We start from the raw sequence: 14105 nt of genomic DNA, 5'->3' as shown, positions 1-14105 counted from the left end.
TTGTTGTGTTTATTCGTTCTTCCAGTTTAATCTATCCATTTGATTGTAAGGCCATGGAGCACCATTATTTTCAATATTGGTCATCATGTTATTTAACTCAGTTGGAGCAGCTGACTGTTCCATTACCAAATAGCGTCTCATGTCCAATATAATAGACAGTGGGTTAATACTTACCGGACAGGCCTCTACACAAGCGTTGCATGATGTACAAGCCCATAATTCTTCTCGTGTTATGTAGTCGTCCAGCAATTGTTTACCATCATCTACAAAAGTTCCTTTGTTTGCATCTATGTTTTTTCCAACTTCCTCTAACCTATCCCTAGTATCCATCATGATCTTGCGAGGTGATAATTTTTTACCTGTTTGGTTGGCAGGACATTCGCTAGTACAACGACCGCATTCAGTACAGGTATAGGCGTTTAATAATTGCAACCAATTTAAATCCTGAACATCACTGGCGCCAAATTTGGCAGGCACCTCGGCATTTTCAGCTGGAGCCGCAAAAGGATCTACATTGGGATCCATCATCATCTTTACTTCTTTGGTAACCGCTTCCAGGTTATTGAATTCTCCTTTAGGTTTCAAACTCGCATAAAATGTATTGGGAAATGCCAATAAAATATGCAGATGCTTTGAAAAATAGAGATAATTTAAAAATATCAAAATACCTAAAATATGTAGCCACCAAGCTGAACGTTCTATCAAATGAACAGTACCTTCTGAAAAATGACTGAACCAAGGTGCTATAAATTGACTGATAACATTCCCCGAATGCATTTCTTGAAAGTGTATGTCGGTAGCATTCATCACCAAAAATAAGGTCATCAATACCATTTCAAAATATAAAATATAATTGGCATCGTTTTTTGGCCAACTGGTCATTTCGGAATTCCAAAAACGTTTAAGCTTAATAATGTTTCGGCGAATCCAGAACACAATAACGGCGACAAACACCAAGACGGCTAAAATTTCAAATGTTCCAATTAAAACGCCGTATAAAGAGCCAATGGAGGAAAAAATCCTGTGCGTGCCCAAAAGCCCATCAATGATAATCTCTAAAACCTCAATGTTGATTACTATAAACCCAACATAAACAATAACATGCAATAAACCAGCTACGGGACGACGCACCATTTTACTTTGTCCCAAAGCAATACGGGCCATATTTTTCCAACGTTCAGGTTTGTTGTCTGAGATATCTAAATCTTGCCCTAACCCTATATTGCGCCTTAGCTTTTTAACGTTTTTTGCAAAATATCCAATCCCAATAAATAACGCTAGAGCAAAAAGTATATTTGGTAAGTAATCCATACAAAAATGGTTTATTCTTTATCTTTTATTTCATTGCCTTCAGCATCGTATTGCTTTGCTTTTTTACCAAACAAAGAGAAATGAACATAGCGTTTTGGATTCAGTTTCATATCTTGTAACAACTGCTCTAGCTGTAAAGTTGCACCTTCTAAATTGTTGTACAACCCTTCATCTTTTAATAATTTTCCTATGGAACCTTCACCGTTATCAATAGTTGATAGCATATTATTCAAGCTTGCAACGGCTGTATTCAGATTCTTTAAGGTGTCATCTAGGTTTGCTTCTTTCAACTGTTCAGATAATTGAGATAAATTTTGGCTCGTGTTCTTGAAATTATCTATAATAGCTGCTATATTTTGATCATTTTGTGCAATCAAACTATTTGCTGAAAGCGATAGTTCTTTAAAGCTTTTTAAAGTAGCATTCAATTCAGCTATAGTCTTCTTTAAACCCTCGTCAGATTCATCAACAACTATTTTGTTTATGTTTCCTAAAAGGGTATCTGTGGTTTTTAATGTTGTATTTAAATCTGAACTTACTCCTGTGAAATTTTTAGAGAGACTTGTTATGATTCCAACTTCAACTTTAGATTTTAAAACATCTCCCGGCTTGGCAAGCTCTCCTTCTTCACTTATTTGAATTGCTAAAGCATTGCCACTCATCAAACCCGTTTGATACATCTTAACTATACTGTTTTTTGAGAATTTTAATTGCTCATTTACTGAAAAAGCTACTTTTGTTTTTCCGGTTTTATAATCATAGATAATGTCCTGAACTTTACCAACAGTATTACCTTTTACAGTAACCACCGATGATTTACTCAAGGCATTATAATCAAATTCGGTATAATAAAGACTATCTGATTCAAATAAGTTCTTACCTTTTAAATAATTGTACCCAAAAATAAAAAGGGCTATTCCCAATAATACAAGTATGGCTGTTTTAACTTCTTTTGATATTTTCAAAGTAATTGGCTTTAAGATGAAACAAATTTAAAATAAATTTAAAAAGAATGGATAAAAAGAATGGACTTAATTGGCAGATGTTTTTAAGGCATCGGCCAGTGAGATTCTTTTTCCATCTTTGAATGCCACTATAAAACTAGACTTATAGCCTTTGGATTTGGCAATTTCTTCCAGTTTAGTGACTTCATCATAACTATGGGTAGAGCCATAATAATACTTGTACAAGTTCCCCTCCTGCTCTCTTGAAATATCTTCCAAAGTCTTGAAATTATAAGGCTTGGTTTCAATTTTTCTTGAACCGGCGGCAATTTGTACCCTAAAAATAATATTGGATTCATCAGCAGTTGCATGAGAAATAGCCTCTTGTTGCGCCTCTTCTTCTTCAAAAATGTCTTCACCTACATTTTGGTCCAATGACTTTTTGTATTCAATAATAGCATCTGCAATAGATGAGGCAATTTCCTTTTGCCCTTTTTGTGAATTTAAATATCTACCTTCATCCCTATAAGTTAAAAAACCAGTTTCTACCAACACACTGGGCATTACTGTTTGGTGCAATACAATAAATCCAGCTTGTTTTACACCTCTGTCTGTTCGCTTTAATGTTGTGGTAAAATTATTTTGTATGGCCTTGGCCAATCTGATGCTTTGGTCTAAATATTCTTCTTGGGCCAAAGTGAGACCTATAACAGATTCAGGCGAATTAGGGTCAAAACCCGCATACTTGCTTTCATAATCATTCTCAAGGAAAATAACGGAGTTTTCCTTTTTGGCAACCTCAAAATTTGTTTGGTTTCTGTGCGTACCCAAAACAAAGGTCTCGGTTCCATGAGCACTGGAATTATGGGAGTTGCAATGCACCGATACAAACAAATCTGCATTTGCTTTGTTGGCTATTTTGCCCCTTTCAAACAAGTCAACAAAAACATCAGTTTTACGCGTGTAAACAACTTTAATGTTCGGATTTTTCTCCAGTTCCTTACCAATATCCAGTACAATTTTTAAAGCAATGTCCTTTTCCTTAAAACCATTTCCCAAGTTTCCAGGGTCATGTCCGCCATGCCCTGCATCCAGTACAACTACAAACTTGTGGTATGGTTTATGATCATTATCTATTGCAAATGAAAGCGTTGTGAATAGTATTATAAAAGATACGAAAAGTAAGATTTTGAGCGTTTTCATATTGGTTTTAACGACTTAAAAGCATGGTTTATTTTAATTTTAAATTTTATTTGATAAAGAAATAATCCCAAAAAAAATATTGTAATTTTGACTTTTCAAAAACCGAGCCATACTTTTACAAAAATACATTTAAAAGCGTTGCGTACAAACAACTTTCAATTACTTTTTGCGGTAAGTTTTACAGTGTTTATAAACATGTTGAGCTTCGCACAAGATATCCCAAAAAAGAACGAAGCCATTAATCCTTCTGTTAAAGATAGCTTGATTTTGAACTCAAAAGTCATTGACACACTTCAAACGGCAAAAAAAGAACAAGACAGCACTTTGAAAGATTCCATTAAACCAAAAAAGGGTCTATTGGAACACATTGTTGACTACTCGGCAATTGATTACACAACATTTAACCAAAAAAAACAAAAACTGTACTTATATAATGAGGCCGAAATCACTTATGGTGATATGAACATTAAGGCTGGCAGCATTACCATAGACTACAGTAAAAATGAGGTGTATGCCAAAGGAATTACGGATTCCATAGGAGAATACACACAGGCTCCAGTTTTCAAGCAAGGCAGTAATGTTGTGGAACCCGATTCTATTTTGTTCAATACCAAAACCCAGAAAGCGCTTATATATAATTCTAAAACGGAACAGTCTGGCGGAACTGTTATTGCTAAGATAACCAAGAAAGAAAATGATTCGGTGTATTTTATTTACAGAGGAAAATATACAACATCCGAAAATCTGGATGACCCAGAATATTACATCTTGCTACGAAAAGCCAAGGTTGTACCCGGTAAAAAAATAGTTACTGGGCTGGCCAACCTATTTATTTATGACGTCCCCACGCCTATTGGATTGCCATTTGGATTTTTTCCTCAATCTGAAAAGCAAACCTCTGGAATTATCATCCCCACATTTGGCGAACAGAATGACAGAGGGTATTTTTTACAAAACGGAGGTTATTATTTTGCCATTAGTGATTATGCGGATTTAGCCGTTTTAGGGGATTATTACACCAACGGAAGTTACGGGTTTCGTTTAGAAAGCAATTATGCGTTACGTTACAAGTTTAGGGGAAATTTTGGTTTCCGTTATGAAAACCTGATTGGTAGCGAGCGTGGTTTCCCAGACTACACCAAATCAACGGTTTACAATTTACGTTGGTCGCACAGTAAAGACGGCAAATCCAGTCCAAACTCTCGGTTTTCTGCATCTGTAAACCTAGGAAGTAGCACCTATTATAGGACGTCGCTCAATCAGGTCAATACGGGTAATTTCTTAAACAATACACTGTCATCATCTGTTTCTTATTCAAAGACCTTTCAGGGTGAGCCTCAAGTCAACTTTAGCTTAACGGCAACACATTCACAAAACACCAATACCAAACAAATTAACATGACCTTGCCAACTTTTCAAGGTAGCGTTGGTAGGGTTTTTCCGTTTGCACCAAAAACAGGAACCAAAAAGGGTATTATCCAAAACATCAATTTTCAATATAATATAAGAGGTGAAAATAGGATACAAACAACGGATTCCTTATTCTTTAAAAAAGAAATGTTTAAAGATGCCAAAACGGGTTTTCAACACTCCATTCCATTAAGCACCAACTTTAAACTGTTTAAGTATTTTAGTTTAAGCGCCAGTACCAACTATAATGAAGTATGGACGTTTAAGACCATAAAAAAATCATATGACGCTTCCACTAAAAGAATCCAAGTGACGGATACCATCAACGGTTTTGATGCTTTTAGAACCTATAACTTTAGCGCCAGTTTAGGAACCACCATTTACGGTATGTTTGACTTTAAAAAGGAAGGTAAAGACCCGAAAATACAAGCTATACGTCATGTAATGAGGCCATCCATAAGTTATAGTATAAATCCTGCATTTGATAAATATTATGAAAGAGCCGAAGTTATTAATGCAGATGGATTAACTGTGGGAGAATTAGAAGACATAGAACAAAATAGTAATTTATTGTATACACGTTTTGACAATGGTATTTTTGGTTCACCAAGTAAGAATTTCTCAAGTTCAATTGGTATTTCATTATCCAATAACTTTGAAGCTAAAGTAAAAGATAGGGATTCTACAGCAACCGAACCTAAAAAAATAACCCTACTTAACAATTTAAACTTTTCTACATCATATAATTTAGCAGGCGATTCGTTGCAGTGGAGCCCCGTAAGAATGAGTGGTGGCACACAGCTTTTTAAAAATAAATTGAGTATTAATTTTGGGGCCACTTTAGACCCATATGCACTAGACAATAACAATAGAAAGATTAATAAATTCAATATTGATAATGGCGGAAGCCTATTCAGGTTGACAAGTGCTAATATAACCGCCAGTATGTCTTTTTCCAGTAAAGACGGAGACAAAAAAGACAATAAAAATGACCCAAGTATTCAAGAAAACCTAAGAAGTGGTGGCCGTGATGATGATTTATTTGGTCGTTCTGATGATTTTACCAGTCAACGTTTTGATGAAGATAAGGACAAGAAAAAAGAAGAGGATAACAGTAATTTTTATAATTTTAAAATCCCTTGGAGCCTACGTGTAGCATACGCCGTAAATTACAGTAACTCAAGCCGGCAAAATGAGATATCATCACATTCCTTGATGTTTTCTGGTGATATTGATTTATCCCCCAAATGGTCCTTTGGGGCGTCTTCTGGTTACGATTTAAAAAACCAAGGGTTCACTTATACACAACTGCGCTTTGAGCGTGATTTGTTGAGTTGGCGAATGAACTTTAGTTGGGTTCCATTTAGCTCCAGAAGTTCGTGGTATTTCTTTATAGGAATAAAATCAAGTATCTTGAAAGACTTGAAATATGACAAACGAAAACAACCAGACTTACAACTTTAAACGGATTTTTGGTTTTTAAATAACATTAGTATGAGAAAAATTATAACTAGTAAGAACGCTCCTGCCCCTATTGGTCCTTATAGCCAAGCTGTTTTAAAGGGAAATACCTTATTCACTTCAGGACAAATTGCAATTAATCCCGAAACTGGTGAATTAGTATTAGACAATATTAAATCTGAAACCGATCAGGTCATGAAAAATCTAAAAGCGGTTTTAGAAGCCGCTGATTTGACTTTTCAAGATGTGGTTAAAACATCCATATTCATAACCGATATGAATGACTTTACTGAAATCAATGACGTTTACGGAAGTTATTTTGACAATGATAACGCTCCTGCTAGGGAAACTGTTCAAGTAGCCAAATTACCTAAAAACGTGCATGTTGAAATTAGTATGATTGCCATGAAGTAATCAATTTGTTTCTGAGGATTCATCAATCACACTGTTCTCTGGAGCATATTTGACCAACAATTCTTTCAATCGTTTGGTTTCTATTGGCTTGGCTAAAAAATCATCAATACCGGCATCTTTGGCGTTTTTAATATCCTCTTCAAAAGCACTTGCAGACACGGCAATTATAGGAATATTATGTTCTGCATATTTTTGGCTTTTCTTGATTCTTCTGGTGGCTTCATAACCATCCATCTCTGGCATGAATATATCCATAAATACCATGTCAAAATCAAGAATATTAAACAGTTTCACAGCATCTGAACCATTCTTGACAAATGTACAATCAGCGCCTTGTTGCTCCAATAGGAATTTAATGACCTTTTGGTTCATGGTATTATCTTCAGCCACTAAAACCGAAAACTTGTAGTCAAATTTATTAAGCAATACAGGAGCAGGTTCTGGTTTTTCACGTTCAAGATTTAAGGTTTTTTGTAATTGAATACTAAAATAAAATATAGACCCTTCATTTTCCTTACTTTCCAATTTTAGCTCTCCGCCCATGAGTTCTATAAGTTGGCAAGATGCTGTAAGACCCAAACCAGTGCCTCCATAATAATCCATAATGGATAGATGGTTGTTTTTGGAATCTTTAAAAATACGTTTTGCCTTTTCTGGTGGAATTCCAATACCCGTATCCTTAATATAAAATGTTACTATTTGAAAATCATCTGGGCCAACTGTTTGGTCAATAATCAAAGAAACTTTACCCGCATTGGTGAATTTTATAGCGTTGCTCAGTAAGTTTGTTAAAATCTGTTTAATCCGTTTTAAATCGCCCAATAATAAGAACTTTTGACTTTCATCGGCCAGTAACTTGAATTCAAATTCCAAATCATTGTCCCATGCCTCATATTCAAAAACCTTGACCAGTTTTGATAAATCAGATTTTAAATCAATGGCAGACAATTCAAGTTCTATATTGCCGCCTTCAACCTTAGAATTGTCCAAAATCATATTTGCCAGTTGCAACACGTGTTCAGATGAATATTCTGCAATTTCCAATTGTATTTGCTGCTCGGTAGTCAATTGGCTCTGCTTAAGCATGTTTATCATACCTAACACAGAATTGAGCGGCGTTCTTATTTCATAACTCATATTTGCCAGAAATACCGATTTGTATTCGCTTATCTTACTGGCTTCTTCCAAATCAGATTCCAATTCTCTTAATTTTGACTTTATATATTCAAAACTCTTATCCAGATTATTGACTTCTTCAATATTTGAAATCAAGGGTTCTTCCTTAAAATTGGTGTTAGCCTCTTGTAATTTATCTATTTTATGTTTCAAGTTTCTTAAATCGCGTGTCAACCTGTGCGCTAAATAGTAAATGATTCCAATAAACAGAATTCCAAGCATGATAAAGAACACTAAAGCATTCTTTTTAAGCATACTATCTTTATTATTAACAGTATCAACAAGCTTAGTGTTCAGGGATTTTAAGTTACTGGTCAAACGCAATCTGGCTTCTTCCACTACTTTATAAAAATCTTTTGAAGATGATGGTTTTAAGTTATTATCACTCACTATTTTTTCAATGGAACCCAGCTCCTGAAATATAGAATTGAACTCATTATCAAATACAATATTATGATCACCAAGACTGTTTTGTAAACTTTCAAGTTTGGCCTTGTAATTTTCTAAATTTGATTGATATGATTGTGTAGGTTCTTGGTAACTTTCAGTATCATCACTAAATATTAAAGCAGATTGAAGATTTAAAGTACTTGTATAAAAATCCTCAGTAATTTGTTCTACGCTTTTGATATCATTCAATAAATAGTTGTTTTGCTTTTCTATTTGAAAAAATCCAATAAAAAGAATTATTGCCAAGAAAATTAAGGAGAAAAAAATCAATGTAATCCTTACTTTAAAGGATCGCATTGATCGAAAAAGAAATGCCATCTTCAGCTTATTTTTTACAAACATATTTATATTTGATGTAATTCCCAAAACTGTTATTAATATTCGTTTTTATTATGTAATTTATAATTTTTAGTGGGTATATAAAAGTAATATTAAATAATAACAACGGGTTTATATAATTTATAGGATTTTAGTAATATTTCAATTTTAAAAATAATACTTTTGGAATATACCCATAATTTAATGCACAAATGCGTATAGAATATGATTTAAAACTGGGGTTTAAAGATGTCATGATCCGCCCAAAACGGTCAACATTGAAAAGCAGATCCCAAGTAAACCTAGAGCGTGAATTCAAATTTTTGCACAGCCCTTTAATTTGGAAAGGAATTCCTATCATGGCGGCCAATATGGATACGGTTGGCACATTTGATATGGCTGTTGCGTTAGCCAACAAAACATTATTTACGGCCATTCACAAACATTATTCTGTAACCGATTGGAATGTGTTTTGCACTAATGCACCAAAACATATTGAAAACTATATTGCTATTAGCACAGGTACTGGCAAAAAAGATTCTGAAAAGTTAGCCGCTATTTTTAGTACCAACCCGCAATTAAAATTTATTTGCATTGATGTTGCCAATGGCTATTCAGAGCATTTTGCTGATTTTGTAAAAAAGACAAGAGAACATTATCCTGATAAAGTCATTATTGCCGGTAATGTTGTAACAGGTGAAATGGTTGAGGAATTGTTGCTATCTGGTGCCGATATTGTCAAAGTAGGTATTGGTCCTGGTTCGGTATGTACAACACGCATTAAAACAGGAGTTGGCTACCCGCAACTATCCGCCATTATTGAATGTGCAGATGCCGCTCATGGATTAGGTGGGCAAATCATCAGTGACGGCGGCTGTACCACACCAGGCGATATTGCTAAAGCCTTTGGTGCTGGTGCAGATTTTGTGATGCTTGGTGGTATGTTGGCAGGTCATGATGAAAGTGGCGGGGAAATCATAGAACGCAATGGAAAATCATTTAGAAAATTCTACGGAATGAGTTCGTCTACGGCTATGGAAAAACATGTTGGTGGTGTGGCAGATTATAGAGCCAGTGAAGGCAAAACAGTTGAAGTTCCCTACCGAGGGAAAGTAGAATCTACCTTGCAGGATATTTTAGGCGGTTTACGCAGTACATGTACCTATGTCGGTGCACAACGTTTAAAAGAACTGACTAAACGTACCACATTTATTAGGGTTGCAGAACAAGAAAACAGAGTTTACGAAGAATGATTGATTAAAACGTAACTGAGACCAGTTCTTTATTTTTTAAACTAAACACTGAGATATATTACATGAAACAAATCATAACATTTGGGGAAATTTTAATGCGGTTGTCGCCGGAAGGGAACAAGAAATTCATGCAAGCTAACTTACTGGAATTTTACTTTGGCGGTACAGAAATCAACGTGGGTATTTCAATCGCTAATTTTGGAGGGAAGGTAAAACACATTAGCTGTGTATCAAATGATTTTATAGGTGATACGGCTATTTCATATATACAAAAATTTGGCGTTAGTACTTCAGCAATTGTTCGTTCCAACAAGCCTTTGGGTGTATACTTTTTAGAAGTTGGTGCCGTCATGCGCCCTAGTTCTATCTCTTATAATCGATCACATTCGTCTTTTTCTGATATCCAGCCCAATATGGTAGATTGGGAAAATATCCTAAAGAAAGCCAAATGGATTCATTGGACAGGCATTACTCCTGCTTTGTGCAAAGGTGGATATGAAACCTTGAAACAAGGGCTTATTTTAGCAAAAAAACAAGGAATAGCTGTGTCTGCCGATCCTACTTATAGAAGTGGATTATGGAAATATGGCGAAAACCCTAAAGATGTCCTATCGGATTTGTTAAATTATTCCACCATTTTTATTGGGGGCATTAATGAAATCAATGAGGTTTTAGAAACCAGTTATGGCTACTCCAATGAAGATTTTATTGAAGCCAGTAAAAAGCTTATGGAACGGTTTCCAAATATTGAAAAAGTGTTTGACAAAATAAGAACATCCATAAACTCTTCTTGGCACAAGATAAGAGCTAGAATGTGGAATGGCAAGGAATTCAGGGAAACCAGTGATTTTGATATCACACATATCATTGACAGAATTGGCACCGGTGATGCGTTTGCTGCCGGACTAATCTATGGTCTACAACAATTTGATGATTATAAATCCATGGAATTTGCAAGTGCTGCTTGTGCATTGAAACATACCTATGAAGGTGATGTGAATTATGCTACTGTTGATGAAGTCACTGCAATCCTAGATGGCAATATTTCAGGACGTTTTAATAGATAAAAACGTTCCTTTTTAACCCCATTTAAAAGTAAAATAATCAACTGAAAATAGACAATCTATTTTGGCCGAATTAAGCGTTGAGAGGATTATTTTTTAAGCTTTTAACATGATAGGCCACTAAGCCTTCAATTGGTCTACGTTCAAAATTGCCAACGGTAAAGCCCATTTCTTTTGCTACTTCCTTGATTTCGTTTTGTGAGAAAAACGCAATAGATCCTGCAAAATGGACGGGAACAGTTTTAAGCTCTTCTTTGTATTGCATGATCATGTTTTTGGCAAATACCCGAATCCCCTTTTTAATAAGCTCACGAGCATATTCAGAGTCTTTATTTAAGAACATGAATTCGGCAAAAGTTGCCAAATAAGCATTGGGGTTTGGTTGCTTATAAATATTGTATTTTATATAGTCTGCATCCAGGTTGTATTTACTGGCAAATGCAACTTTAATGCCTTCTGGCATTTGATTAAAATAGTAATCCCGTATCAACTGGCGTCCAAAATAATTACCAGAAGCATCATCCATTATGATATACCCTAAAGATACAACGTCTTGCCGTAATTGTTTGCCATCATAATAACTACAGTTAGAACCTGTACCTAATATACAAACCACAGCAGCTTCGTCATCACTATTTATGGTTGAATATACAGCAGCCATAGTATCTTCTTCCACGGTTATCTCTGCATTGTCAAATACTTCTCTTAAAACACCACCAACAAGCTCTTTGCCTCTAGCTGTGCCACAACCTGCACCATAGAAAAACACATGGGTTACTATATGTCGGTTTTCCTTTAAATCCTTATTTTTTTTAATTGTTTTTTTGAGCTTTTTCTCCGTAAGAATTTGTGGGTTAAGCCCTTTGGTACGCATTTTTTCCAATACTTGGTTTCCGTTTTTATCTACTGCAATCCAATCGCATTTTGTAGAACCGCTATCAACAATTAAAATCATAAGTTTTGAATTAAAAAAACCACAAGACTACCAACAAAGCAGTCCTGTGGTGTAAATTACTGAATTATATTTATATTGAACCAATATGAGTTGCTAAATCAACTAATTTAGTTGAATAACCAAACTCATTATCATACCAAGATACCAATTTAAAGAAATTGTCATTTAAGGCAATACTAGCTTCAGCATCAAAGATACTTGTCATGGATTCTGAAACAAAATCCTGAGATACTACTGCATCTTCAGTATATCCTAAAATACCCTTTAATTCATTTTCAGAAGCACTTTTTAAAGCTGCTTTCACTTCATCCCAAGATGCTGCTTTTTCTGTTCTTACAGTCAAATCAACTACGGATACATCAGGTGTTGGAACCCTAAACGCCATTCCTGTTAATTTTCCGTTTAATTCTGGAATTACTTTACCAACAGCTTTAGCGGCTCCTGTTGAAGAAGGAATAATGTTTGCCAATGCACTTCTTCCACCTCTCCAGTCTTTTCTGGAAGGGCCATCAACCGTTAATTGTGTTGCTGTTGTAGCATGCACTGTAGTCATTAATCCTTCAATTATTCCAAAATTATCATTAATAACTTTAGCTAAAGGAGCTAAACAGTTAGTTGTACATGAAGCATTGGAAACAATGGTGTGGGCAGGCGTGATTTGTTTATGGTTTACACCCATAACAAACATTGGAGCATCTGCAGAAGGAGCAGAAATTGCTACTTTTTTAGCACCTGCTGTTATGTGTTTTTGAGCACCTTCCAAGGTTGTGAAGATACCTGTACAATCCAAAACCACTTCAGCACCAACAGCATCCCATTTCAAATCTTCTGGGTTGCGTTCTGCAGTAATTCTGATTTCTTTTCCGTTTACGACTAAATTTCCGTTTTTAACTTCAACTGTTCCGTTAAATTTTCCATGAACAGAGTCAAATTTCAATAAATAAGCTAAATGTTCTACATCCAGCAAGTCATTGATTCCTACTATCTCTACGTTTGGTCTTTCAGAAGCTACTCTGAAGGCAATTCTACCTATTCTACCAAATCCGTTAATTCCTAATTTTAATTTTGACATATCTATTATATATAAATGTTAAGTGGACATAATTTCTGACACACGCAATAATTCTAAATTTATTTTTGATTTTCCTTTAATGGCACTATCCAAAGGTGTTAGTTCTATCTCTCCGTTGATTAAACCAACCATGTAATTTGTTTTACCTGCCAATAGTGATTCAACAGCTTTCACGCCCATTCTACTGGCTAAAACCCTGTCAAAACATGATGGTGCTCCGCCACGTTGCATATGGCCCAATACTGAAACCCTAACATCATAGCCTTCCATGTTTTCATCTACATAATCTTTTAGCTCAAAGACACTTTTTCCTATTTTATCACCTTCAGCCACAATTACAATACTTGATGTTTTACCAGATTCCCTGCTTCGTCTTAAAGACTCTACAAGCCTGTCTAGTCCCATATCTTCCTCAGGGATTAAAATTTCCTCTGCACCGGCACCAACTCCTACGTTAAGTGCAATATGACCAGCATCACGGCCCATAACTTCAATAAAGAACAATCTGTTGTGGGAACTAGCTGTATCCCGTATTTTATCAATGGCTTCAACTACCGTATTTAAAGCAGTGTCAAACCCCAATGTATGCGATGTACCATAAATATCATTGTCGATAGTTCCTGGTATTCCTATAACAGGAAAATCGAATTCTTGATTGAAAATCATGCCTCCAGTAAACGTACCGTCACCGCCAATTAACACCAGTGCATCTATGTTGGCATTCTTTATATGATTGTAGGCTTGTTTTCTTCCTTCTACCGTTCTAAACTCTTTGGATCTCGCTGATTTTAAAATCGTTCCTCCTTTATTGATGATATCTTTAACACTTCGTGCGTTCATGGATTTAAAATCCCCTTCCATCAAACCTTCGTAGCCACGATAAACCCCAACACATTCAATTTTATGATAAGCGCATGTTCTAACAACCGAACGGATGGCAGCATTCATTCCCGGAGCATCACCACCAGATGTTAAAACACCTATTTTTTTAATTGTTTTCGGCATCTATTTTTCGTAATTATTCAGTAAAATTACTAAACAAAAATTAGATAACTAATAGCATTTTGCTTTTTT

11 protein-coding genes are annotated in these 14105 nt (G+C 35.3%); 4 read left to right on the top strand and 7 right to left on the bottom strand.

From position 1 onward, the window contains the following. Window positions 1-9 precede the first annotated feature (9 nt). The 3 genes from IEW94_RS11715 to IEW94_RS11705 form a co-directional block, all read right to left on the bottom strand. Window positions 10-1311 (bottom strand): 4Fe-4S dicluster domain-containing protein, encoded by a 1302-nt coding sequence (locus IEW94_RS11715; RefSeq protein WP_188653225.1) that lies wholly within the window; start codon window positions 1309-1311, stop codon window positions 10-12. A gap of 11 nt (window positions 1312-1322) precedes the next feature. Further along, window positions 1323-2276, bottom strand: a complete 954-nt coding sequence (locus tag IEW94_RS11710; protein ID WP_229669513.1) for an MlaD family protein — start codon at window positions 2274-2276, stop codon at window positions 1323-1325. Window positions 2277-2342: 66 nt separating this feature from the next. Further along, a complete protein-coding gene (locus tag IEW94_RS11705; RefSeq protein ID WP_188653223.1) occupies window positions 2343-3458 on the bottom strand; it encodes an N-acetylmuramoyl-L-alanine amidase family protein in 1116 nt (371 codons plus the stop codon). 87 nt (window positions 3459-3545) lie between these two features. Between IEW94_RS11705 and IEW94_RS11700 the strand changes: the two genes are divergently transcribed. Together IEW94_RS11700 and IEW94_RS11695 are read left to right on the top strand one after the other, a co-directional pair. Next, a complete protein-coding gene (locus IEW94_RS11700; protein WP_188653221.1) occupies window positions 3546-6332 on the top strand; it encodes a putative LPS assembly protein LptD in 2787 nt (928 codons plus the stop codon). A gap of 30 nt (window positions 6333-6362) precedes the next feature. After that, window positions 6363-6743: a RidA family protein gene (locus tag IEW94_RS11695; protein WP_188653219.1), complete on the top strand. Its 381-nt coding sequence runs from the start codon at window positions 6363-6365 to the stop codon at window positions 6741-6743. Here the strand turns inward: IEW94_RS11695 and IEW94_RS11690 are convergent, their stop codons facing one another. After that, window positions 6744-8558: a response regulator gene (locus IEW94_RS11690; protein ID WP_188653217.1), complete on the bottom strand. Its 1815-nt coding sequence runs from the start codon at window positions 8556-8558 to the stop codon at window positions 6744-6746. Window positions 8559-8899: 341 nt separating this feature from the next. On the opposite strand from IEW94_RS11690, the gene IEW94_RS11685 reads away from it, so the two are divergent. Together IEW94_RS11685 and IEW94_RS11680 are read left to right on the top strand one after the other, a co-directional pair. Continuing rightward, complete coding sequence (locus IEW94_RS11685; protein WP_188653215.1) at window positions 8900-9940, top strand: GMP reductase; 1041 nt, start codon at window positions 8900-8902, stop codon at window positions 9938-9940. Window positions 9941-10002: 62 nt separating this feature from the next. Next, a complete protein-coding gene (locus IEW94_RS11680) occupies window positions 10003-11007 on the top strand; it encodes a sugar kinase (protein ID WP_188653213.1) in 1005 nt (334 codons plus the stop codon). Between the two features lie 70 nt (window positions 11008-11077). On the opposite strand, the gene IEW94_RS11675 is transcribed toward IEW94_RS11680, so the two are convergent. The 3 genes from IEW94_RS11675 to pfkA form a co-directional block, all read right to left on the bottom strand. After that, window positions 11078-11959 (bottom strand): BadF/BadG/BcrA/BcrD ATPase family protein, encoded by an 882-nt coding sequence (locus IEW94_RS11675; protein ID WP_188653212.1) that lies wholly within the window; start codon window positions 11957-11959, stop codon window positions 11078-11080. A 70-nt stretch (window positions 11960-12029) separates the two neighbouring features. Further along, a complete protein-coding gene (gene gap, locus IEW94_RS11670) occupies window positions 12030-13031 on the bottom strand; it encodes a type I glyceraldehyde-3-phosphate dehydrogenase (RefSeq protein WP_188653210.1) in 1002 nt (333 codons plus the stop codon). A gap of 18 nt (window positions 13032-13049) precedes the next feature. Beyond that, complete coding sequence (pfkA, locus tag IEW94_RS11665) at window positions 13050-14036, bottom strand: 6-phosphofructokinase (RefSeq protein ID WP_188653208.1); 987 nt, start codon at window positions 14034-14036, stop codon at window positions 13050-13052. Window positions 14037-14105: the final 69 nt, after the last annotated feature.

Origin of the sequence: Yeosuana aromativorans (assembly GCF_014646655.1) — a bacterium.
GTDB classification, from domain to species: domain Bacteria; phylum Bacteroidota; class Bacteroidia; order Flavobacteriales; family Flavobacteriaceae; genus Yeosuana; species Yeosuana aromativorans.
The sequence above is the reverse complement of the archived record's forward strand: the minus strand, read 5'-3'. Positions and strand labels throughout refer to the sequence as shown.

What these genes read in the sequence shown, in the direction of transcription:
- pfkA (WP_188653208.1), bottom strand. Translation starts at nt 14,036, where the DNA reads ATGCCGAAAACAATTAAAAAAATAGGTGTTTTAACATCTGGTGGTGAT.
- IEW94_RS11695 (WP_188653219.1), top strand. Translation starts at nt 6,363, where the DNA reads ATGAGAAAAATTATAACTAGTAAGAACGCTCCTGCCCCTATTGGTCCT.
- IEW94_RS11705 (WP_188653223.1), bottom strand. Translation starts at nt 3,458, where the DNA reads ATGAAAACGCTCAAAATCTTACTTTTCGTATCTTTTATAATACTATTC.
- IEW94_RS11685 (WP_188653215.1), top strand. Translation starts at nt 8,900, where the DNA reads ATGCGTATAGAATATGATTTAAAACTGGGGTTTAAAGATGTCATGATC.
- IEW94_RS11715 (WP_188653225.1), bottom strand. Translation starts at nt 1,311, where the DNA reads ATGGATTACTTACCAAATATACTTTTTGCTCTAGCGTTATTTATTGGG.
- gap (WP_188653210.1), bottom strand. Translation starts at nt 13,031, where the DNA reads ATGTCAAAATTAAAATTAGGAATTAACGGATTTGGTAGAATAGGTAGA.
- IEW94_RS11680 (WP_188653213.1), top strand. Translation starts at nt 10,003, where the DNA reads ATGAAACAAATCATAACATTTGGGGAAATTTTAATGCGGTTGTCGCCG.
- IEW94_RS11675 (WP_188653212.1), bottom strand. Translation starts at nt 11,959, where the DNA reads ATGATTTTAATTGTTGATAGCGGTTCTACAAAATGCGATTGGATTGCA.